Below are 21753 nucleotides of genomic sequence, written 5' to 3' on the forward strand. Positions count from 1 at the left end.
CAACCTGCCTCTTATAGGAATAAACAGGTCGGCTTTTTTACAGTATGCTTGTTAGTGGAACGTGTCAGGAAGACACTGACTGGCACTGTGTCACAGCTATTGAGCCGGAGGTCACAATGAGTATCCGAGAACGCATTGAAGACATTGAACTACGCCTCACAGCCGCTTATCAGGAGGGAGATTATCAGCAGGTAAGAATGCTTGAACACCAACTGAGAGAAATTCGTGGCCAGCGCAGTATTGTGGATGATAAAGAACCTTACACCCCGGAAGGTCGCTTCTATCCCGATGATGGAGAGTAATTACCACCAGTAAGATATTCCTCAGCCCGGCCTGATTATGGCCGGGCGAATTATCACCGGGAATCGCCAGCATTTCTGGAATTGGCGGGGCTGAATTGGCGGGAAAGATGTCAAACACACCAAACCAGTCCCCGATTTCCAGCACCCGCCCAATCACTTAATTCATGACACTTAATTGCAGTCCATCGGCTAACCGCCTTCAAAATCGTAAACATCGTATCACTTACAGACGTATTTTCACTGACGCGCTTAACAGTCATTTTACCGCCGAGTAAGTCACTCAAAGGCGGTGGCGCCCATGTCCGATTTGAATAAAAAAGTGTCCGATTTGCGAAATACATCTCGCCCTCAAAACATAACAATGCATTCAAACAAACAATAAAAGGTCGATCATAATGACAACAATATGCCGTCGACAACGACGCCTCAGAGCGAGCCCTCATGTTCGAAAACTCGTTCAGGAACACCAGATTGGTATTCAGGATTTAATTCAGCCTCTTTTTATCGAAGAGCAGATCACAACCAATAAGCCTATCGATGCGCTGCCGGGGTTAGTACGCTATGCAGAGCAGAATGTGGCACAGGAAGTTCGTGAGTTGTACGAGCTCGGCATCCGTTACGTGATGCCATTTGGCATATCGCATACAAAAGACAGCCAAGGCTCTGATACTTGGGATGAGCATGGCTTACTGGCACGTATGATACGGGCGATAAAGCAGGCATGCCCAGACATTGTTGTGATCCCCGATATCTGTTTTTGTGAATACACCACACACGGCCACTGTGGTGTGATTAACCGAGACGATGTCGATAACGATGCCACATTAGAAAATTTAGCCAGGCAAGCTGTGACCGCAGCAAAAGCCGGAGCTGACATACTGGCTCCTTCAACCATGATGGATGGCCAGACACAGGCGATTCGTCAGGCTCTCGATCAGGCCGGTTACCATCATGTCGGCATTTTGGCTCATTCAATGAAATACGCTTCTGCATTTTACGGCCCATTTCGCCAAGCAGTGGATTGTGAATTATCAGGCGATCGTAAAACCTATCAGGCCAATCCGACGAACGGTAGGGAAGCACTGATTGAAGCTTCAATGGATGAACAAGAAGGTGCCGATATCTTAATGGTCAAACCCGGCACACCCTATCTTGATATTGTTCATCGCATCCGTGAAAACACCAACCTGCCCGTTGCCGTCTATCAAGTCAGCGGAGAGTACGCGATTCTGCAACATGCGATAGAGGCTGGTCTTATCGACGAACGGCAGTCGGTTATGGAAACCATGCTCGGTTTCAAACGTGCTGGTGCGGATATCGTGGTGACTTACTTTGCCAGACGCGTCGCTCAATGGTTACAGGAGGATAACGATGTCAGTCACTAGTCAAAGCGTGACCAGATGACTTCGGTTCTTACCTCTGTAAAAAGCACCCAGCCATTTCCCAGCTTACTGATGAGAATGGGCTTTGACGTAACCTCCGGGAGATAATCCTGTGATTTGCTTGAAGACAGTTGAGTAACTGGCTTGAGACTGATAGCCAAAATCCAGCGCAACCTGACTTGGTCTGCGGCCATGTAACAATTGAGGAATCGAGAGATAAACCCGAATCAGCCTGCGCATTTGAGAAAAGCATTCTCCAAGCTCTGATTTAAACAGTCTCGATAAACTTCTAGATGTCATACCAACATCCGCAGCATATTGCTCAATGGGCAGATCGCACTGCGGATTCAGTAGCAGTCGCTTACAAACCTTAAATAAGCGCTTGTCCTTCAAGCGGGATATTTGTTCAATGGCAGCAAACTGTGTGGTGACCATGTATTCATTCTCACTACTGCTCATTGATAGTGCGTGTGTCATTGTTCCTGCTATCAAGCCATGCTGGTCTAGAATTACCCGCTTTTTTATATACAGCTGGTGAACGCACCCTGACACATCGATTAAGGGTAGGCGCAAGCTGTATTGTCGCCCTCTCATGATATCTTTTTCATACATTTGATAGAGATTGGCGTAACTTCTCCAAGGGAAATCATTGTCAGTTAAACCTAGCAGCTGTGCGTGCTCATGCTTCCCGGCTAATTTCTGGTGTGCTTCGTTGCAGGCGACAATCTGGTGTTTTTTGTTTTTGACAACAAGATACCCTTCAGGAAAAGGGATCATTGGATTTTGAAAGAAATATTCAATATTCATAATTTAGCCAAAGAAACATCTTGTTACATATATACCACTAGCCTCTTATCGTGTCTCTAGTTGGCTTTCCTTTTCGCTGTTGTTCCAAGACAATCCGGGACACCACTTTGCACTCTGAACACAAGAAAGTGTATACCACTTTTGGGGGCTGCATGGGCTTAGTACAACTGGTCCCATTGACAATGATTGCCGCTGCTTCTGAGCCATATTTGAAGGTTTTTCAGTGCATCGAGACTGTATTCACCTGAACTAAGCTAAGCGCTGGCTGGCATCATAGGCAAAGGTCTGATTCTCGCCATCCTGAGTGATGCGTTCCAGCAGCCCCGCCAGACTGTACTGATACTGCCAGTCTTTACTGAACGCGCCCTGGTTGTACCGCCGTGAGGTTAAACGGTTTAATGCATCGTACTGATTGGTTAACACCAACCCGTCGGGTGTTTGCTGCCGGGTAAGAATCCCCGTTGGCATTCCAGTTGAATGAATAGCTCCCTTGCGGGGTGGTCATGTTCTGGATCTGACCATCCGCATCATAGGCGTAACTGACGGGTGTCCCTGCGTTATCCCATTGTGCAATCTCACCAAATGGGGTGTAGCTGTACTGATGGGTCAGCCCCTGACTGGTTTCCATTGTCAGCCTTCACCAGCAGCAAGCGTCATTTATCAGTTAGGAAAGAGCTTATCCTTCATTTTGAAAAATAATAAGAGCGAGAGTAAATACAACAAAAAAGCAAGTAATCGCCCTCCCAACATAGGTACAAGCAGCCCTATTTCTAACTTTTTAAACAAAGATGGTGCAATCACATAAACAGGATAGTAATAACCGGTATCAAGGGCTAACCACAATAATCCATTTGATGCGTTCACTATTCCCAGAAGATATGTTGCAACCGGGAAAATCAAAATCAACAGACTAAGATAAATCCTCAGCTTTCTTGCCATTAATTGCACCTCTTACCACGTCTTGTCATACGGCAAGTTGGAGGATTTGCTAGTCGGTCATATCTTGCCTCAGTGCATCTGAAAAATGCTGACAATTTTTGCCCACAACACATTATGTGTTGTTATCCCAATCCCCGCGAATATTATCCAATGCTTGGCGCATTAAATTATCGTCATAGACAGGTCCAAAGAAGTCATAATCGTTTCTGTTATAGTCATCGTCTGAACGAACATCACCAGCTTCACCGCAAATCGCAGCGCCGTTTCCACTTCCATCGCCAGCAAAAAATCCAACGTTTTCAGCTGGATTATCGTTAAACCAAAGCTGTTCATGTGCGCGGTGATGGTTGCTGCTCCCATCGGGAATACCATTGCTATTATAATAAGATTCATCACCACCTAATGGCCTGAACCCAAATCTCGCTAATCCCAATGGGTCGATATAACTCGGTGGATCTCCCCTAACATATGAATAAATATTCACCCCCACCCAACCCAATCGGATCCCGCTGAATGTACCGCCCAGTATTCGGATCGTAATCCCGGTAGAAATTGTAGTTCAGGCCGGACTCTGAATCCCGGTATTGCCCCGGAAAGCCGATATTGAAAGTGACTGGCTGAGCAGTGCCACCTGTTTTCCCAAACGGGCTCCTCGCCTGTTGCCAGATCAGGTTTTGTGCCTGAATCAGCCCGACCGGGGTGGACAGGTGATCACTCAGCACATCTGAAATCTGACCGTCTGCATCGACAGTGGCAGGGGCGTAACCTGTGGCGCCGTAGGTATAGTCTTTCTGACCCTGAGGGCCACTTTCACGAAGTAAAGTGTTCCCCAGCCAGTAGGATGATTAAGGTGCCTGTCCCGACATTTATTACTCGGGGCATACCTGGGGTTTTCTTTCGGTAGTACATATTGCAGAGTGGCCTCCCTTATTTGCTCGCTAAAGCAGGCCTTGTCATTTTACTTGCTTCTCAGCAAATGCAAGTTTCTTTTTCTCTGCATCACTGATAGAAGATTCTACCGGTTTATACAGCGTAGCAACTTTGGCGTAATCTTTATTTTTCCAAGCAATTTTTACTTCTCTTCTGATATGCGCCAGCTTGCTTTTCAACTCATACTGGTCACACTCTCTTTCTCTTAAACCCGATAGGCGTTTAAAAACGAACTCATTATGTTGCAATAACTCAACTGCATAGGTAGACAATAACGACGACAGTTTGGCAACACAGTTAGCCAGTACGGAAGGAGTGCTGGCCTGGAAAAAGGTATACCTTTCTTTTTCGGCCACACCCTCCAGTCTAAGAATTTCTCCCATATTAAATGGCCGCTCTTGCCCACCATACAGAACATTCAGCTCACCAATTTCAACATCGAGTTCATACGAACGGTCTGCATCATAACGCACAGCCACAAACACCTTATCACTTTCAAAACGAACTACATGGTTCGTAACTTCAACACAGCGAAAATGGTAATCAGAAACAAGGAACGAAAAACCTTTCTGAACCAAACTTTCAAAATCATTAGTGCTCATCTTAATCCCCAAATAGCAATTCCCATCCGCCCAATTAATTGGGTGGATGGTAAGCTCCTGTTGATGAGTTGTATTGCCAACCACGCGACTCTAATAATTTGCGCTCGGCATTTAAGAAGCCACCTGTATCTATCTGCTGGCCAGTTTTGGGGTCACGGTATGAATCATAAATTGGATTTCCCTTATTCATCTGCTCACGTAAATGACCTGAGTTCTGTTTCCAATTTGCTTTAGCACTGCCTTTGTCAGGCAAGTGGAGCATAAAATCTCCGTCCTTCCAGCCATCAGCTTTCGTCGTAGATTCTTTACCCCATTTGAAAAGGTTCAGTCCACCTTTGTCTGCGCCCTTTGCAACCCGGCTCGCAGCCCCCAGCCCCGTTGCACCGGGTATTGCTAACCCGGCTAAATCAGCCCCCAGTGCTGTTAGGTTACTGCCTAAGTTGCCGCAGTCGCCAAGAACATTGTCCGTTAAAATCCGATATAAATCATAGCCAATAAACCCGATGTCAGCGACAGTGTCAATGATTAACCCTGTCGAATCCGTATAGTTCAGCGGGTCTGCACCGGCATAGCTGTACAAGTTGTATCCCCCACCCAACCCAATCGGATCCCGCTGAATGTACCGCCCAGTATTCGGATCGTAATCCCGGTAGAAATTGTAGTTCAGGCCGGACTCTGCATCCCGGTATTGCCCCGGAAAGCCGATATTGAAAGTGACTGGCTGAGCAGTGCCACCTGTTTTCCCAAACGGACTCCTCGCCTGTTGCCAGATCAGGTTTTGTGCCTGAATCAGCCCGACCGGGGCGGACAGGTGATCACTCAGCACATCTGAAATCTGACCGTCTGCATCGACAGTGGCAGGGGCGTAACCTGTGGCGCCGTAGGTATAGTCTTTCTGACCCTGAGGGCCACTTTCACGAAGTAAAGTGTTCCCCAACCAGTAAAACTGCGTTTGCTCACCATTGACGGTTTTGCTGATCCGGCGTCCCAGAGGATCATAAGTATAGGCAGCGGTCACTTCGATGCTGGATTGCAGTGTGGTTTCACCATTTCCGGCATCTGCGCTGATCACCCGCTCGCGCTGGTAACCGACCAAACGTTCTGCGTCGTTATAGGTGAAGGTTTCGATGGTGCTGCCGTCTTTACGGGTTTTCTTACTCAGATTACCGCGCAGGTCATATTCGTAGCTGAACTGATTATCTTCCAGCAACTTGCCGTCCGGGCTGTAAACACCGCCGAAGTCTAACCGGTTGCCTAATTCATCGTACTGATACTGATATTCTCCGGTGACTGTGTTCGCCCGAACTAAGCGCTGGCTGGCATCATAGGCAAAGGTCTGATTCTCGCCATCCTGAGTGATGCTTTCCAGTAACCCCGACAGACTGTACGCATACTGCCAGTCTTTACTGAACGCGTCCTGGTTGTACCGCCGTGAGGTTAAACGGTTTAATGCATCGTACTGATTGGTTAACACCAACCCGTCGGGTGTTTGCTGCCGGGTAAGAATCCCGTTGGCATTCCAGTTGAATGAATAGCTCCCTTGCGGGGTGGTCATGTTCTGGATCTGACCATTCGCATCATAAGCGTAACTGACGGGTGTCCCTGCGTTATCCCATTGTGCAATCTCACCAAATGGGGTGTAGCTGTACTGATGGGTCAACCCCTGACTGGTTTCCGACGTCAGCCTTGCCCATTGGTCATAGGCGCGAGTCAGGGTATCGTTGGCATTGCTGATTTTGGTCAGCTGACCACGCGCATTATAAGCGTATTCAACCACTTCCGAGCCAACCGACAGAATCACCAGCCGCTTACCATCGTCATATTCATAACGGGTCACGATCCCCATCGGGTCGGTACTGCTGGCCAGCAGATTATCCGTCCGGTAGGTATAGCTTTCTTTGCTGCCGTCATAGCGGGTCAGCACACTCAAACGACCATAGCTGTCGTAGCTATAAGTTTCCGTGGCGCCATTGGGTGCAATCACAGCCGTCAGCTTTCCGGCTTCGTCGTAGGTATAGCGGGTTTCAAGACCTGCCGGGTCCCGCTCGCTGAGTTTACGGCCTAATGCATCGTACTGATAACGCCAGCTTTGCCCGGCGGCATCCGTCACTTGCGTTAAGTAGCCATTGCCGTCATAACTCAGGGTTTGGGTTTGCCCCAGTGCATTCACGACAGCAACAAGCTGCCCCTGATTGTTGTATGTGAAGGAAGTGACATTGCCTTCCGGATCTGTGCTGCTGGCAAGCAAACCATTTGCCAGATAACTGCGATGCGTCGTATCCCCTTTCGGCGTGGTGACTGAGGTCAGGTTGTGGCTGGCATCATAAGTCAGCGAGATGGTTCGGGATGCGCCACTGTCTGAGGTTTCAAGGCTGGAATTGGCAGGCAGATAAACCATGGCATTCGGATACCGGCTTTCTCCCGGATACTGGTATTGCCCTCAGTGTAAGATTTCACGCGGGCGCCGTTGTAAGTCACCGAGGTCACTACAATGCCGGCTTCATCACAGATTTCTTTCAGTTGACTGTAAACAAAAGCATCACCACTGGGCTTCATGTGTCTGTTCACAGATTATGATTGACGAACTATTGTTCTCCTCCCGGACAAAGCGTGATCTCACTATCCATTTTCAACTTAGATAACAGCGCATTGGTGAAATTTCGTGATCCAATAGTCAAAAAATTACTCTTGAACCTATTTTTTTGAATACCCCCCTACAAAGTGTGATCCACACACTCAGCCCCCCTGCTACTCCATAAATCAATAGCTTCAGGGAGGATGTTACGCCTTTATTGCAGGCGCAGAATAAAAACATCCATTACGGACGCAATCCTTCTCAAAAAAAGCACTAGGATTAATTTCATGCAGTGCAAATGTTGACTGAGGGGCGCGCTAATCAGGGTGAGCATTACCTGTACCTGAGCACTCTGATTGCTGCATTCGGCGGAGCCGAAAGCAAACAAGATAATAAAAACGCATCCATCAAGGAGTTAAGCAATGAAACTGAACAAAATCTGCCTGACAGCCGCTGCCGTCTCCGCAGCACTGATGTCTGCCGCTACTTATGCAGAAGTGGACTTTCACGGTTATATGCGTGCGGGTGTCGGTGTGAGCGGTGAAAACGGTTCAACTGTCGCTTATGAGAAAAACAAAGTCGGCCGTCTGGGCAACGAAAATGACGTTTATGGCGAGCTGGGTCTTGGCAAGGAAGTGTACAACGAGAATGGTAAGTCATTCTATGTTGACTCCATGCTGGCTGTCGCCACTGACGGTTCAAGTGACTGGGAAGGTTTGGGTGTAAATGACGATGGTTCAGATAACATCGCCTTGCGCCAGTTCAATGTGGTGGCGAAAGGTTTCATTGCAGGCGACCAGGATGCCGCTGTCTGGGCAGGTAAGCGTTACTACCAGCGCCATGATATCCATATTTCTGACTTCTACTACTGGGACACTTCAGGCGCCGGTGCCGGTCTGGAAAACCTGAGTGTCGGTCCGGGTAAAATGTCTGTGGCTGTGATTCGTGATGATTCCGGCGAGGTGAACGTCAACAACTTTGATCTGCGTTATGCCGGTCTGGGTCTGTGGAGCGATGCCAGCCTGGAGCTGGGCGTGAACTACGGCCTGGTCAACGCAACTGACGCTCAAGATGCAGCTAATGAGTTCAACGACGGTGTAATGCTGACAGCAGAGCTGACGCAGGGCGGATTCCTGAACGGCTTCAACAAAACTGCGCTGCAGTTCGGTACCGAAGGTTACGGTGAGCAAATGGCCGGTCTGGGTGCGGGTCACTATTTCAATGCCACCTCAAACGATGGTGCGCAGGGTTATCGTCTGATCAACTGGGGCGTTATTGCACCCTCTTCAACCTGGGAAATTGGCCACCAGCTGGTTTACGCAAACACCAGCTACGACAGCAAGGATGATCACACTATCATTAGTGCCGTTATCCGCCCTGAGTACAAGTGGAACGACAACGTGAAGACTATCTTCGAAGCCGGTTACTATGACGAAGACAATTCTGGCGTCGACAAGTCTGGCAGCAAGCTGACTATTGCTCAGGCGCTCACAGCAGGACCAAGCTTCTGGGCACGTCCTGAGCTGCGTTTCTACGCCAGCTACCTGTCTGATTACGATAACGACAATGCCTTCGGCGCAGGTAACGACACTGAGTACAACATTGGTGCTCAGGTTGAAGCCTGGTGGTAATCAAACACTAATACCGTGTGTTAAAAACAGCCAGTCGCTATTGACTGGCTGTTGTTTTTCAGGGAATCGCAAACTTGTCTTTTATGCAGCATACCGACATCGGCTTTGGCTCTACACTCACGAGCGAAGGCTGCCACTTCCGTTTATATGGCCCGGATATTCTTACGCTGGAAGTGGTGCTATTCGATAAGGAAGGCATTGCCATCGCATGTCATAGTCTTGAGCGCCAAGCAAACGATCACTGGACTGTTTTCATCCGGGGCATCGGCGAAAACACCGGCTATGCCTTTCTTGTGACTACAGCGACTGACCTTTCAGCGCAATGGCTGCTTGATCCCCATGCGCACAGAGTACAGCAGCAGCCGGCACCTGATCGGACATCTGATCTGGTCACTGCTCCGGAATGGATAGCCTACACCACTTGCCATGATTTCGACTGGCAGGGGTGCGAGCGTCCGGCCATTGCTCCGGAGAAAACGGTTCTGTGTGAAGTGCATGTGAAAGGTTACACCAAAGCCAATCCGGATCTTCCCGCCAATCTGCGCGGCACGTATTCAGGGTTGTGCCACCCTGTCACTTTGGCCCATTTCAGGCAATCAGGCATCACCAGCTTGCAGCTCATGCCGATTGCGGCAAAAGCAGATGAAACGCACCTCGCTGCCAAATCTCTGACCAATTTCTGGGGCTACAACCCGATTGCATGGTCTGCACCAGACCAACGTTTCGCCTCAGCCGATCCGGTGCGAGAGTGTAAAACCATGATTCGCACCCTGCATGCTCACGGCATAGAAGTCATTCTCGATGTGGTCTACAACCATACCGCCGAAGAAGGGGATGGCGGTCCGGTGTTTCACTTTAAAGCACTCGACAACCAGAGCTATTTAAAAGACGAGCAGGGGCAATTCAAAAACTATACCGGCTGTGGCAATACCCTGGATGTCAGCCACCCGCCCATGCTGCAGGCCATATTGCAATCATTGCGTAGCTGGGTGTTGAATTATCAGGTGGATGGGTTTCGGTTTGATCTTGCGGCAACGCTGGGCCGGAACCATGACCACTTTTCGTCAGACTCTGCTTTCTTTGCCGCGATACGCAATGATCCGGTGCTCAGCAGTGTAAAACTGATTGCCGAACCCTGGGACATAGGACCAGATGGCTATCAGTCTGGCGCTTTTCCGGCCGGCTGGCATGAATGCAACGACCAGTTCCGGGACAATTGGCGCAGTTTCTGGCTGCATGACGCCCCTGCTTCTGCGGTTGCCCCTCACCTGCTGGGTTCGCAACCACAGTTTCCTGCCCAAAACTGGCCGCAAAAATACAGTATCAATTACCTCTGTTATCACGACGGATTCACCCTGCAGGATCTGGTGTCATTCAATGACAGACATAACCACGCCAATGGCGAAAATAATTGTGACGGTCATCCTGATAACCGCTCCAATAATCAGGGGACAGAAGGTTTAGCTGCAACAACCGCTGTTCAAAACAGACGGGAAAAGCAAAAGCGTAACCTGATGACCAGCTTATTGTTCAGTCTGGGCATTCCCCATCTGTTAGGTGCTGACCTGCACTCGCACAGCCAGCAGGGCAACAACAACGCTTATTGTCAGGACAACGACACCAACTGGGTAAACTGGGCACTCTCCAGAGAAGAGTACAAATTCAGAAATTGGTTGCAGTCACTGATTCAGCATCGTCAAACCGTCATGCCAGCTATCATGAGAGCAATGACAGACAAAACGTCTGCGCCAGCCACGATTAGCTGGCTGACTCCCACAGGAACACCGATGGATGACCAGAATTGGGCCGGACGCCAGCCTTTTTCCTGTCTCATTCAGGCCGACGATAACAACGCCCTGCTTTATCTGCTCAACCCTGATGATTATCCGGTACGCTTCCGCTTGCCATCGTCACTGCACAGCTGGACTTGTCTGGTTGATACCGCTGAGGACCAGTTGGCTGCTCGGAACATTCACCAGTCAGACTGCCTGGTCCGGCCCGTTTCTATGGTGATCCTCATTCCGGCATCCTAAAACACAGGCATTCGTCTTATCTCCTACACTTAGGGTCTTGTATAAACTTCAGGCGCAGACTTGTAACCCCGCCACAACAATGATAATAATTATCATTAAAGTTTATTAAGTGTGGAGTGATTGATGAGCAGATCCAGTACGCTGTACCGACAGTTCTTTCTGGCAGAAGAGCGTTTTCTGAATCACCCTCTTATCCCAGGGTTCGAACAGGATGTCATCGTTGACATGACACAGGCCGGAATGAATCTGGCAGCGTACTACGGGCAACAGAACGCATTGCGCAACCCTCTGCTTCAGGAGCTGTTTCTGAGGCGTGTTTTCTTTCATTTGTGCAACAGTGTTGAAGATAAACACCAATCCCGTGTTTTTCGCCGTATTTGTCTGGATTATCTGCATTGTCCCTTGCTCGCTCTGAAAAAATGTTATGGCGATAATCACGTCAGTAAATTCCTGTCTCTGAAACAAAGCCTCCTACAGTTACATCATTCCTCCGGATTATAAGGAACCACGGAAATGACGACATCCTACCGCATTGAAAAAGACAGCATGGGCGAAGTGAACGTCCCGAAAGAGGCGCTTTATCAGGCGCAGACCCAGCGGGCCGTGAACAACTTTCCCGTCAGCGGACTGACAATGCCTGTCCAGTTCATCAAAGCCCTGGCATTTGTGAAACAAGCCGCCGCAAGAAGCAATCTCGACCTTGAGCTGCTGGATTCAGACATCGCCCATGCCATTATCGACAGCTGTCAGGAAATCATTGATGGTCACCACCTCGACCAGTTCCCGATTGATGTTTTCCAGACCGGCTCCGGAACCAGCTCCAACATGAATGCCAACGAAGTCATCGCCACGCTCGCGTCAAAGCGTGCGGGTCAAGTTGTCAGCCCGAATGATCACGTCAACATGGGACAGAGCAGTAACGATGTGATCCCAACCACCATTCAGGTCAGCGCCGCACTGGCATGCCACGAGCAACTGCTGCCTGCGATGGCGCACATCTGTCATACCCTTGATGAGAAAGCCTCTGCGGTCGGCCATATCGTCAAAACCGGCCGGACACACCTGATGGATGCCATGCCGGTCACGCTGGCGCAGGAGCTGCTTGGCTGGAAGACACAGATCGAGAAAGCACGCCTGGGCATACTGCATAGTCTGGACAATGTTTCAGCATTGGCTCAGGGAGGGACGGCAGTCGGCACCGGAATCAACGCCGATCCGACATTTGCGGCGGTGTTTGCCAATAACCTCTCAGTGTCGGCAGAAATTCCGTTTACCAGCAGCGATAACTTTTTCTACAACCTCAGCAGCCAGGACGCTATCGTGAGCCTGTCGGGTCAGCTGAAAACCGCCGCTGTGGCCATGATGAAAATTGCCAATGATCTGCGCTGGATGAATTCAGGCCCTCTGGCCGGGCTGGGGGAAATCGAGCTCGAAGCGCTGCAGCCAGGTTCATCCATCATGCCGGGCAAAGTGAACCCTGTAATACCTGAAGCCGCGGCTATGGTTTCCGCCCAGGTGATTGGCAACGACAGCACCATTACAGTGGCCGGACAGTCCGGGAATTTCCAGCTCAATGTGATGTTACCTGTCATTGCCTATAACCTGCTGCAAAGCATTGAACTTCTGTCGAATACCTTCAAGCTGCTGGCGGATAAAGCCATTGCCAGTTTTAGTGTACGGGAAGACAAATTGCAGGAAGCTCTGGCGAAGAACCCGATTCTGGTCACGGCGCTCAATCCGGTTATCGGCTATTTGAAAGCGGCTGAAATTGCCAAGAAAGCCTACAAAGAGAACAGAGATATTCTGGATGTCGCAGAAGAGGAAACTGATTTATCGCGGCAGGAGCTTGAACATTTGCTGGATCCGCAAAAGCTCACCACGGGCGGTGTTGCTCATTAACATTGAGCATCGACATTAAGCGTTAATGCCTTATCGTCGCAAAACGGTGTTCAGCATCATAAATATCAAGGGTTGGCCTCAGCTGACCCTTGACAGTAAGATCTCAGAAAGCAGCTGTGGCCGTCCCAGATAAAAGCCCTGGATATAATCGGCGTTAAGCATTCTGGCGACTTTCAATCCCGCCGCATTTTCTACTCCTTCAATCAGCAGCTTTGCGCCAAGCTCCCGGCCAAGCCCCATCACTTTGCGCAAAGGCGACTCCTGACCGGACAGGAAATCCGCCAGCAGTGAGCGATCCACTTTGATGATGTCAGGCCGTAAAAAGCGAGCCCGGCATTCAGATGAGGCTTTGACGCCATAATCATCCAGAGCGACCTTCATACCTAGTGCCCGCATTTGCTGCAAGATGTCTAACAGCTCAATATTGCTGGTGCAGTCGTGTTCCAGTAACTCAAAAAACACCTGCTCAGATTTCAGTCCTAACGCTGTCAGGCGCTGATGAAGCAGTGCTGCCGGCACATTTTTGCTGTGTATCAGCAAGGCATCAGGCACCATATTGATAAACAAAGTGTAAGACGCAAAAAACTGAGCAAAGTTTTTCACATGAATCACTCTGGCCAGCCGGTCCATGTTGACCTGATCGGTTTCATCATAGTATTCAGGAGCGAAAAAAGGTTCAGTGTTCAGCTCGTCGCCACATTCATTAAATACCCTTACCAAGGCTTCAAATCCGAAAAGATCGCCATTCATTCGATGAATGGGCTGGAAAGCCGTCTTCAAATGATAAGCATCATACACAGCACTGTAACTGCCATCAGCCTCTGTGGTTAAGTGCCTGTTAATCTCATCCAATGTGACAATAACTTTACTCACATATCATCTCTTTATGTGAAAACGGGAAGGCATGCACTTAGCTGCTGACATACTAGGCCTGGGCAGTTAAATAAAAGATGCCGAATATATAGATATTAGCGACCAGAAAATGTCTTAAAATTGAGACATCATAATTTTATGCGATATCCCTCAGGAAAATGTCACAAAAAAGTTAAATTTATGTATTACCTCCATGATTTTGACTTCAAAACGACACCTGACTGAAACATTAGTGTCATTATTTACACCTAACCTGTGCCCTTAGATCCAATGAAAAGGAAAAACACGTTGCTATCCAACACACAACCCATAACGAAATTGCCCAATCTTGCCATCTTCGACTTAGATGAAACGCTTATTGCCGCTGATTCTGCTTCACTGTGGGTCAGGTTTATTGTCAATAAAGGACTGGCATCGCCACTTCTCATTGAGCAAGAACAAAACCTGATGAAAGATTACGCGAAAGGCAGCATGGATATGCAGTCATATATGGCTGCGACATTAGCGCCCATTGCAGGTATGAGTACCGGTGAACTGGCACCGTTAATCGAGGAATTCGTTCAGACGTGCATTCGCCCTGCTCTGTTTCCGGCCGCCATTGAGCGTATTGAATGGCATAAACGTCGCGGTGACACCGTTATTATTATTTCTGCAACCGGCGAACATCTGGTCAGACCGATAGCTGAGTTGCTGCTGGTCGATGATGCACTGGCTATCAATCTCGAGACCCAAAACAACACCCTGACAGGGAATACAGTAGGCACCTTAAGCTACAGAGAAGGCAAAGTCGTTCGGTTAGAAGCCTGGCTGGAATCGCACTCTGACTCGTTTAATGCACTGTATTGTTATACCGACTCAATTAACGATCTGCCTCTGCTTCAGGCTGTTGATCATCCTTTTGCTGTGAATCCTGATCCGGCCCTTGCATTACATGCACAAATGCAGGAATGGACCATAATGAACTGGCATCACGAAAACGACATTCAGCGATAACCTTTCTGCGAGCATATTTTTGCCACTCAGCCCTTAAATACAGAGGGCTGAAATATCTTCTTACTCTTTTTCGGCCTTGTTCAATTTCTTTGACCAGGTTGTTCAAGTTAATACACTGATTTTTGAAATATTTACCACTAGAATAGGTAGGTAGTTTTTAATCAGGGTCCACAAGTACATGAAAAAGGCAGTCAATCATTATGATTGGGTTTCAGTAACCCTCCACTGGGCAAGTGCTGTTGTCATCATTGGGCTATTTGCTGTTGGCCTGTGGATGGTCGATCTCAATTACTATTCATCCTGGTACACGGTTGCTCCTCACTGGCATAAGTCAGTAGGTTTGACACTCGCCGCTGTAACCCTTTTCCGACTGCTATGGAAAACAGTGAAACAACAACCGGCTATTGAAGGAGCCACTTGGGAAAAAGCACTCGCCAAGCTGGCGCACCTTGTCATTTATGTTCTGTTGTTCGGTTTATTTGTCAGTGGTTATCTCATTTCGACGTCGGACGGACGCGGCATAGAGGTATTTGACTGGTTAACCGTTCCTTCAATGGGCGAACTCTTTCCGGATCAATCCGATGTGGCAGGAGAAATTCATGAGTACCTCGCCTACGCCTTGATCGGATTAGCTACCCTGCATGCGGTAGCAGCGTTGAAACACCACTTTGTTAATAAAGATAATACCTTAAAGAAAATGTTGGGAGTTAAGGAAAAATGAAGAAGCATCTTACCGCGTTGAGCCTGGCTGCGGCCCTTGTTTTACCTGGCATCGCCAATGCCGCTGATTATGCCATTGATAACAAAGGCGCTCACGCCTCAGTTAACCTGAAAATCAGCCACCTCGGCTACAGCTGGATCAAAGCACGTTTCAATACCTTTGATGGTACTTTCAGCTATGACCCTGAAAACATTGCCGCCTCAAAAGTAACAGTGAACATTGACACCACCAGCTTCGATTCCAATCACGCGGATCGTGACAAGCACGTTCGCAGCGAAGATTTCCTGGAAGTGAGCAAGTATCCAAAAGCCACCTTTACCAGTACCAAAGTGACTGACAAAGGTAACGGTAAACTGGCCATCGATGGCAACCTGACGCTGCACGGCCAGACGAAACCTATCACTATTGATGCTGAATTTGTCGGCGCAGGTAAAGATCCATGGGGCGGTTACCGCGCTGGTTTCATGGGCACAACCCGTGTTGAGCTGGCTGACTTTGGTATCCAGGTTATGGGTACTTCCAGCTACGCAGACATGGAGCTGCATGTGGAAGGGGTTCGTCTGTAATCCTGACGTCACTCTTGCTTCAAAAATCCGGCTTTTTATGCCGGATTTTTTATTTCTGCATTCCGATTTCTTCAGAACAAAGCTATCCCTAGCGCACGCTTCACATCATGTAACACCTCGTGACTGACTATATTGGCTTTCTCCGTCCCTTTTCTCAGCACATCAATCAGCATGGTTTTATCTGACAATAACCGTTCTCTCTCCTGCCTGATAGGTGCCAGCAGCGTTTGTAAGCACTCTTCCAGGATCTGTTTCGTTTTACCATCACCCAGTCCGCCCTGACGGTACTCTTGTTTCAGTGCTTTTACGTAAGCGGTATCCGGATGGAATGCGTCCAGGTAGGTAAACACCACGTTGCCTTCGACTTGCCCGGGATCCTCAACCCTTAAGTGGTTTGGGTCGGTATACATAGCTTTGACAGCCGCACGTATCTCCTTTGTACTTGCGCCGAGCGTGATGGCCGTCCCCTGTGACTTGGACATCTTCGCTTTCCCGTCCAGCCCTGGCAATCTGGGGACGTTACTGATCAAAGGGCTGCATTCCTCCAAAATCCGCTGCTCTGCAATATGATTAAAGCGCCGAACAATCTCATTCGTCTGTTCAATCATAGGTAATTGATCGCCACCAACCGGAACGAGGCCAGCCCGAAATGCCGTAATATCAGCAGCCTGGCTGATTGGATAGGTCAGAAAACCAGCCGGGATTGCCCTGCCAAATCCTCTGGCATGGATTTCATTTTTTACCGTCGGATTACGCTCCAGGCGCGCAATAGACACCAGATTGGCGTAATACATGGCGAGTTCAGGCAGAGCCGGTAACGAAGACTGAAGGCAGATAGTGGTCTTATCCGGCTCAATACCCACCGCCAGGTAATCAGCCACTACATTCAAAATGTTTTCTGCCACCTTTCCCGGATTATGACCGTTATCGGTTAACGCCTGTAAGTCAGCGACCAGTATGGTCTGTTGATGGGAATGCTGAAGCGTGACCCGTTGCTGAAGAGAGCCGGCAAAGTGCCCTAAATGTAAGGGGCCGGTTGGTCTGTCGCCAGTAAGGATTTGTTCTTTCATCTGTTTTCCTCAGTGTAGTAAACGCCAGTGGCCACTAAGGAAACATGCATTCAAAAGAAATCTAGTGCGTTCATCAGCAGCCAAATGACGGCAAATGAACGTAAAAATTCAGTGCCGTTCTAAAAAGAACGCCACCAACGAATGGAGAGAATAAGAGTTAAGCCGATTATTTTCATACCCAAAACACTAACTGCATATCAGGCTGCTTGCAATCATATTCAGTCAGTTTCGCTGAGCTTAATTTGAAATTAAACAGACAGCCGCAATCCGGCTGACAAAGCTGCCATTAATTCTGATTTCCGGATATATAAATTAAAAAGCCAGAGCCAGACGGCTCTGGCCGACAATCCGTTAGCTGGCAGGATACTCGCTTTCTTTTCTCTGACGAGAACGCTTGATTGTCCAGTGCTCGTTAGGATCATAATTTTCATCACAAAGGTCGATAGAGAACCCCATATCGACAATTTCTTTCAATGTCAGGTTATCCGCCAGATGGGCGATATCACCAGATCTATTACGTAATTCCATAACCGTACCTATCTCTGTAACCTACTTGATAACCCGTCCCTGATGTGCACCTTTCCCTGAAGCCTTCTTTGTGACTATAACTATAGCTTCAATAGAAGCATTACGCGGCTTTCAAGCCAGGTCCACTCAGCCTCACAGCCAGACCGTAAAAGCTGGATCGGCCTCTAATTTCCTGTACTAAGAATAAAATCAATATGATGAATTCCTTTTGCCTGACGCTCAGGCTACTATAATCGGAATACATTTCTTGTCTTCCTCTGTGCAGACATGAGGTAATCCGACGAGTGGATAAGGGAAGCTGCAATGCTCAAAACCGCAACGAATCAATCTCAGGGGATGCTGCTGTTCAGGCTGAATTCCCGGCAACTATTTGCAATAGGCACATTGAAAGTAAAAGAAATCGTGCCCTTTACGCCATTGACAGCCATTCCGCAGTCCCACCCAACAGTGTTAGGTGCAGCCAGCCTGCGTGGCGATACACTGCCTGTCATCGACATGGCTAAAGCTATCGGTTACCCGGCGCTGACTCAGGAAGAACTAAAGAAATGCTACATTATTATTACTGATTGCCGACGCAAGCTGGTCGGTTTTCTGGTACGTGGCATCGATAAGATCACCGAATGTAACTGGCACAATATTGATGCACCTCCGCCGTCCCTCGGCAGAAATATCTTTGTCACCGGCGTCACCAATATCGAGAATCAGCTCGTTCAGTTGCTTGATATCGAACTGTTACTGTCTAAAGTCTTTCCTGACTCACCGGAAAGCCTGCACCCGGTATTAACGGATGTTCAGCGAGAAACGCTCAGACCACTGAAAATCCTTCTGGTGGATGATTCGGCTGTTGCACGACGTCAGCTCTGTCAGGCAATGGACAGTGTCAGCATCCCCTATCACATCGCCACCACGGGTACAGATGCACTGAGAATGCTCAATCAGGCGGCTGATGCAGGACAGCCATTTGAAATTCTTGTCAGCGACATTGAAATGCCTGGCTTAGATGGCTATGAATTGGCCTTTGAAGTGCAAAATAATTCAAAACTCACAGGGACTTACATCATTCTTCATACCTCGCTTTCCAGTGAGATAAGTGTCTCTCAGGCGCATCAGGTCGGAGCCCATGAAGCACTGACTAAATTTGAGGCCAATGAGTTAATCCATGCCATGTTGCGAGGTGCGCACCAGCACCAGGAGAGCAAGGTTGGCTGAAGTTCAAAAAAATTACACCGTTTAGTCCGAACTAACAAAAAACTGACATTCACTGCGGCAGCTATGGCACAGTTGCCGCAACCAGTTTTCTCCAGCTACCAGTAACGGATTAACACCATGTTCAAGCGCATTGTATTCAGTGCCATTATTCTAACCGCCTCCATCTCCGCTTTCGCCAATCCAGAACTTCTCTCTCCCGATGAAGCCAACCACGGGAATTTTCAACTGATTGAAACCATTGAGATAAAAGGCGATATCGACGACAGCATAGCTCAGCTTATCGATAAATCGCTCGAAAATAAAAATGGGCAATACTATGCCATTGATACAATCAGAGAAGATATCAGCCAGGAAACACTGACACTGGTCATCAAGCTCTACAACGAACCTGCAAGCATGATGAAAGACCAACTGGCAGCGTAAACTTCTGGTCAACAATGTGTTTCCACTGGTTTTTCCAATTCCTTTTGTTGGTGAAGCAGTAAAAGAGTAGTATGTGTGCCTCTGCAACTTCAAAGGCTTAATGTATGAAATACCAGTGGATTCTGTTTGATGCTGACGAGACTCTTTTTCACTTTGACGCTTATCGTGGTCTTAAACTGATGTTTTCACGCTTTGAGGTCGATTTCACGCCAGAGCATTTCTCCGAGTATCAGCGTGTCAATCAGCCTCTTTGGGTTGACTACCAAAACGGCGATATTGACGCAGAGCAGCTGAAGCATCAGCGTTTTGAATGCTGGGCGCAGCTGCTTGGTGTGACAACCGCAACCTTGAACAGCGCATTCCTCGAAGCAATGGCAGACACCTGCTCTCTGTTACCGGGCGCCGCCACTCTGCTTGAACGCCTCAATCCTCACGTAAAAATGGGCATCATCACCAACGGTTTTACTGAGTTGCAGGACATTCGCTTACAAAGAACCGGCGTGGAGCACTATTTTTCGTCTCTGATTATTTCGGAAAAAGTAGGCGCCGCCAAACCGTCCCCTGTCATCTTTGACTATGCGATCAATGCGATTGGCAACCCTGCCCCCAGTACAGTGTTAATGGTTGGAGACAACCCCCATTCAGATATTCTGGGCGGCATGAAGGCCGGAATGGATACTTGCTGGCTCAATCACCACGATGCACAAACACCTGAGGGCATCAGGCCAAACTATACAGTGCGCCATTTGGATGAGCTGACTAACCTGCTATTCAGTTAAGTGTTGCGACGGCAGATAACGGCGGGAAATAACGGTGAAAGGGTTGTTGACTGTCTGAAATAACAAAGCGCACCGGTGAGTGCGCTTTTCATGTCTGGCTACCCAAACTGGGGGGGCTATGTAGTCAAAAAAGCAGTAATTATTCGTAGTCGAAATCGATGTACTCACCGCTGTCCTGACGCTGTCGCGTTGATCGGCGTTTTTTCTTCCGCGCCTGCTGATTGTAATCTAAAAAGTCATCGTTAAAGTCACTCTTAAATTTGGACTTAGACCCTTTGCGGAACTTCTCATCTAACTTTGCCATGCTTGTTTCCTGACACACAACCAGATAAAAACATTGAGTATATTAGGTTGCCGTTATTGGCAAACCTCACCACTAAGCATAGGGTAACAATTCAGAAATACGCAAATGCTTAGTGTTACAGTCAGGTGGTCAGTTCTATCTCTGTACATAGCCAAAACAGTGATTAAGTGTACTGAACCAACCCCTTCAGCAGCGAGACTAATGCAAAGCCTGAATCCCTGTACAACAAGATATTTTAATCAAGACAATAAATTATTCTGCTCGATGAAATGCACCTAGACGCGCTCACTTATTTCACTGAACGCAACATCCAGCAAGCCATTCAGCAGCTCAACTTTTTCATTATCATCACGCCAGACTAAGTACAAAGACTGCTCCATAACAGGGGCATTATTAACCAGGTGCAGTTCACCGGACTCAACACTATGTGCAATAACAGGTGAAGGCAAATAACCTACTCCGCCATTGTTTAATAAGTGCTCTAACGCCATCTTACTGGAGTGCGTATGTAAGATAGGTGTCTTCTGAAGCTCATTAATCCGGCTGTGATCAACGGCAAACCGCGTCCCCCAGTCCAAATAGATCAATGGAAAATCTTTGATGTCAGACATACCGCAATCGGGCTGATGGCAAACCAGTTGCAGTTGATAATCCCTGACTTTACTGACCATGAGATCGTCAATCTTTGGTGGCTCACTGGTGATAACCACATCCACACTTTTATTCAGAATTTGCTTAGCCTGAGCCTGACGGGGGACGGTTTCCAGGCGCAGTGCCAGTTCCGGAATCGCACCATAAATCCGACTGATCCAGTCAGACAGACCATCAAACTCCCACACCAGGGCGGAAGCGCCCAGTGTTATCTGATTATTCCTTGAGTCAGACAATGCCACATCCTGACGCGCTCTGCTCCATGTCTGCAAGATAGCTTCTGCATACGGCTGGAGACGCTCACCCGCCGCAGTCAGGTGAACATTGCCGCGTTGACGTGAAAATAAAGCGTTACCTAACTGGGATTCCAGCTGGCGTATCCGGAAACTGACCGCAGACTGAGTCAGATATAAGTTATCGGCAGCACGGCCAAAGTGACGTGTTTTCGTCACTTCTAGAAATGTTCTGAGTAGTTCGGTGTCCACAAGTAAACCTACATAATGAAGAGTGGGACTCTGGGCATATATCCCCTTAGC

25 protein-coding genes are annotated in these 21753 nt (G+C 48.4%); 12 read left to right on the top strand and 13 right to left on the bottom strand.

Translation table 11 applies throughout. The annotated features are described in order from the left end of the window. Positions 1–116: 116 nt before the first annotated feature. On the top strand, positions 117–302 hold the full coding sequence (locus H511_RS0106510) for a hypothetical protein (RefSeq protein WP_027251572.1): 186 nt from the start codon (positions 117–119) through the stop codon (positions 300–302). 395 nt (positions 303–697) lie between these two features. Further along, the gene (gene hemB / locus H511_RS0106515; protein WP_081669209.1) at positions 698–1687 is read left to right on the top strand and encodes a porphobilinogen synthase; all 990 of its coding nucleotides are present in this window, start codon (positions 698–700) and stop codon (positions 1685–1687) included. 63 nt (positions 1688–1750) lie between these two features. Here hemB and H511_RS24050 read toward each other — a convergent pair whose 3' ends face one another. From H511_RS24050 to H511_RS24770, 8 genes are all read right to left on the bottom strand, one after another. Continuing rightward, a complete protein-coding gene (locus H511_RS24050; protein WP_027251574.1) occupies positions 1751–2491 on the bottom strand; it encodes a helix-turn-helix domain-containing protein in 741 nt (246 codons plus the stop codon). Positions 2492–2740: 249 nt separating this feature from the next. Next, positions 2741–2959 (bottom strand): RHS repeat protein, encoded by a 219-nt coding sequence (locus H511_RS24985; protein ID WP_027251575.1) that lies wholly within the window; start codon positions 2957–2959, stop codon positions 2741–2743. 192 nt (positions 2960–3151) lie between these two features. Continuing rightward, positions 3152–3430: a hypothetical protein gene (locus tag H511_RS0106530; RefSeq protein WP_027251576.1), complete on the bottom strand. Its 279-nt coding sequence runs from the start codon at positions 3428–3430 to the stop codon at positions 3152–3154. A 112-nt stretch (positions 3431–3542) separates the two neighbouring features. Next, on the bottom strand, positions 3543–3914 hold the full coding sequence (locus H511_RS25095) for a hypothetical protein (RefSeq protein WP_276324922.1): 372 nt from the start codon (positions 3912–3914) through the stop codon (positions 3543–3545). Further along, entirely contained in the window at positions 3892–4152 is a 261-nt protein-coding gene (locus tag H511_RS25100) for an RHS repeat-associated core domain-containing protein (protein ID WP_027251578.1), read from the bottom strand. The genes H511_RS25095 and H511_RS25100 overlap by 23 nt, the downstream gene beginning before the upstream one ends. A 231-nt stretch (positions 4153–4383) precedes the next feature. Continuing rightward, complete coding sequence (locus tag H511_RS0106545) at positions 4384–4962, bottom strand: hypothetical protein (protein WP_027251579.1); 579 nt, start codon at positions 4960–4962, stop codon at positions 4384–4386. Between the two features lie 34 nt (positions 4963–4996). Next, positions 4997–7360 (bottom strand): RHS repeat-associated core domain-containing protein, encoded by a 2364-nt coding sequence (locus H511_RS0106550; RefSeq protein ID WP_027251580.1) that lies wholly within the window; start codon positions 7358–7360, stop codon positions 4997–4999. Then, entirely contained in the window at positions 7291–7518 is a 228-nt protein-coding gene (locus H511_RS24770) for a hypothetical protein (RefSeq protein ID WP_162144603.1), read from the bottom strand. The genes H511_RS0106550 and H511_RS24770 overlap by 70 nt, the downstream gene beginning before the upstream one ends. A 447-nt stretch (positions 7519–7965) precedes the next feature. On the opposite strand from H511_RS24770, the gene H511_RS0106555 reads away from it, so the two are divergent. The 4 genes from H511_RS0106555 (at position 7966) to H511_RS0106570 (ending at position 13100) form a co-directional block, all read left to right on the top strand. Continuing rightward, positions 7966–9168, top strand: a complete 1203-nt coding sequence (locus H511_RS0106555) for a maltoporin (protein WP_027251581.1) — start codon at positions 7966–7968, stop codon at positions 9166–9168. 74 nt (positions 9169–9242) lie between these two features. After that, positions 9243–11201, top strand: a complete 1959-nt coding sequence (locus H511_RS0106560) for an alpha-amylase family glycosyl hydrolase (protein WP_027251582.1) — start codon at positions 9243–9245, stop codon at positions 11199–11201. Positions 11202–11324: 123 nt separating this feature from the next. Beyond that, a complete protein-coding gene (locus H511_RS0106565) occupies positions 11325–11702 on the top strand; it encodes a hypothetical protein (protein WP_027251583.1) in 378 nt (125 codons plus the stop codon). A gap of 12 nt (positions 11703–11714) precedes the next feature. Then, the gene (locus H511_RS0106570; protein ID WP_027251584.1) at positions 11715–13100 is read left to right on the top strand and encodes a class II fumarate hydratase; all 1386 of its coding nucleotides are present in this window, start codon (positions 11715–11717) and stop codon (positions 13098–13100) included. A gap of 78 nt (positions 13101–13178) precedes the next feature. On the opposite strand, the gene H511_RS0106575 is transcribed toward H511_RS0106570, so the two are convergent. Further along, positions 13179–13973: an EAL domain-containing protein gene (locus tag H511_RS0106575; RefSeq protein ID WP_051287954.1), complete on the bottom strand. Its 795-nt coding sequence runs from the start codon at positions 13971–13973 to the stop codon at positions 13179–13181. A gap of 288 nt (positions 13974–14261) precedes the next feature. On the opposite strand from H511_RS0106575, the gene H511_RS0106580 reads away from it, so the two are divergent. The 3 genes from H511_RS0106580 (at position 14262) to H511_RS0106590 (ending at position 16253) form a co-directional block, all read left to right on the top strand. Continuing rightward, on the top strand, positions 14262–14966 hold the full coding sequence (locus H511_RS0106580) for an HAD family hydrolase (protein ID WP_248616579.1): 705 nt from the start codon (positions 14262–14264) through the stop codon (positions 14964–14966). Positions 14967–15144: 178 nt separating this feature from the next. Further along, positions 15145–15687: a cytochrome b gene (locus H511_RS0106585; RefSeq protein WP_027251587.1), complete on the top strand. Its 543-nt coding sequence runs from the start codon at positions 15145–15147 to the stop codon at positions 15685–15687. Continuing rightward, positions 15684–16253 (top strand): YceI family protein, encoded by a 570-nt coding sequence (locus tag H511_RS0106590; RefSeq protein WP_027251588.1) that lies wholly within the window; start codon positions 15684–15686, stop codon positions 16251–16253. Before H511_RS0106585 ends, H511_RS0106590 begins: the two co-directional genes overlap by 4 nt. A gap of 71 nt (positions 16254–16324) precedes the next feature. On the opposite strand, the gene trpS is transcribed toward H511_RS0106590, so the two are convergent. Both trpS and H511_RS24860 read right to left on the bottom strand, forming a co-directional pair. After that, the gene (trpS, locus tag H511_RS0106595; protein WP_027251589.1) at positions 16325–17323 is read right to left on the bottom strand and encodes a tryptophan--tRNA ligase; all 999 of its coding nucleotides are present in this window, start codon (positions 17321–17323) and stop codon (positions 16325–16327) included. 351 nt (positions 17324–17674) lie between these two features. After that, positions 17675–17851: a hypothetical protein gene (locus tag H511_RS24860; protein WP_169449967.1), complete on the bottom strand. Its 177-nt coding sequence runs from the start codon at positions 17849–17851 to the stop codon at positions 17675–17677. Positions 17852–18154: 303 nt separating this feature from the next. Between H511_RS24860 and H511_RS0106610 the strand changes: the two genes are divergently transcribed. From H511_RS0106610 to yjjG, 3 genes are all read left to right on the top strand, one after another. Then, entirely contained in the window at positions 18155–19060 is a 906-nt protein-coding gene (locus H511_RS0106610; RefSeq protein ID WP_027251590.1) for a chemotaxis protein, read from the top strand. Between the two features lie 117 nt (positions 19061–19177). Further along, positions 19178–19483: a hypothetical protein gene (locus H511_RS0106615; RefSeq protein WP_051287956.1), complete on the top strand. Its 306-nt coding sequence runs from the start codon at positions 19178–19180 to the stop codon at positions 19481–19483. 104 nt (positions 19484–19587) lie between these two features. Further along, entirely contained in the window at positions 19588–20262 is a 675-nt protein-coding gene (gene yjjG / locus H511_RS0106620) for a pyrimidine 5'-nucleotidase (RefSeq protein WP_027251592.1), read from the top strand. A 139-nt stretch (positions 20263–20401) separates the two neighbouring features. On the opposite strand, the gene H511_RS24865 is transcribed toward yjjG, so the two are convergent. Both H511_RS24865 and hdfR read right to left on the bottom strand, forming a co-directional pair. After that, entirely contained in the window at positions 20402–20566 is a 165-nt protein-coding gene (locus H511_RS24865; protein WP_162836569.1) for a hypothetical protein, read from the bottom strand. A gap of 275 nt (positions 20567–20841) precedes the next feature. Continuing rightward, a complete protein-coding gene (gene hdfR / locus H511_RS0106630; RefSeq protein ID WP_027251593.1) occupies positions 20842–21702 on the bottom strand; it encodes an HTH-type transcriptional regulator HdfR in 861 nt (286 codons plus the stop codon). Positions 21703–21753: the final 51 nt, after the last annotated feature.

The organism is Photobacterium halotolerans DSM 18316 (assembly GCF_000425165.1).
Lineage (GTDB): Bacteria > Pseudomonadota > Gammaproteobacteria > Enterobacterales > Vibrionaceae > Photobacterium > Photobacterium halotolerans.

Coding starts and splice junctions, on each gene's coding strand:
- H511_RS0106510 (WP_027251572.1), top strand. CDS start 117: ATGAGTATCCGAGAACGCATTGAAGACATTGAACTACGCCTCACAGCC.
- hemB (WP_081669209.1), top strand. CDS start 698: ATGACAACAATATGCCGTCGACAACGACGCCTCAGAGCGAGCCCTCAT.
- H511_RS24050 (WP_027251574.1), bottom strand. CDS start 2,491: ATGAATATTGAATATTTCTTTCAAAATCCAATGATCCCTTTTCCTGAA.
- H511_RS24985 (WP_027251575.1), bottom strand. CDS start 2,959: ATGCCAACGGGGATTCTTACCCGGCAGCAAACACCCGACGGGTTGGTG.
- H511_RS0106530 (WP_027251576.1), bottom strand. CDS start 3,430: ATGGCAAGAAAGCTGAGGATTTATCTTAGTCTGTTGATTTTGATTTTC.
- H511_RS0106545 (WP_027251579.1), bottom strand. CDS start 4,962: ATGAGCACTAATGATTTTGAAAGTTTGGTTCAGAAAGGTTTTTCGTTC.
- H511_RS0106550 (WP_027251580.1), bottom strand. CDS start 7,360: ATGGTTTATCTGCCTGCCAATTCCAGCCTTGAAACCTCAGACAGTGGC.
- H511_RS24770 (WP_162144603.1), bottom strand. CDS start 7,518: ATGAAGCCCAGTGGTGATGCTTTTGTTTACAGTCAACTGAAAGAAATC.
- H511_RS0106565 (WP_027251583.1), top strand. CDS start 11,325: ATGAGCAGATCCAGTACGCTGTACCGACAGTTCTTTCTGGCAGAAGAG.
- H511_RS0106570 (WP_027251584.1), top strand. CDS start 11,715: ATGACGACATCCTACCGCATTGAAAAAGACAGCATGGGCGAAGTGAAC.
- H511_RS0106585 (WP_027251587.1), top strand. CDS start 15,145: ATGAAAAAGGCAGTCAATCATTATGATTGGGTTTCAGTAACCCTCCAC.
- H511_RS0106590 (WP_027251588.1), top strand. CDS start 15,684: ATGAAGAAGCATCTTACCGCGTTGAGCCTGGCTGCGGCCCTTGTTTTA.
- trpS (WP_027251589.1), bottom strand. CDS start 17,323: ATGAAAGAACAAATCCTTACTGGCGACAGACCAACCGGCCCCTTACAT.
- H511_RS24860 (WP_169449967.1), bottom strand. CDS start 17,851: ATGGAATTACGTAATAGATCTGGTGATATCGCCCATCTGGCGGATAAC.
- H511_RS0106610 (WP_027251590.1), top strand. CDS start 18,155: ATGCTCAAAACCGCAACGAATCAATCTCAGGGGATGCTGCTGTTCAGG.
- H511_RS0106615 (WP_051287956.1), top strand. CDS start 19,178: ATGTTCAAGCGCATTGTATTCAGTGCCATTATTCTAACCGCCTCCATC.
- yjjG (WP_027251592.1), top strand. CDS start 19,588: ATGAAATACCAGTGGATTCTGTTTGATGCTGACGAGACTCTTTTTCAC.
- H511_RS24865 (WP_162836569.1), bottom strand. CDS start 20,566: ATGGCAAAGTTAGATGAGAAGTTCCGCAAAGGGTCTAAGTCCAAATTT.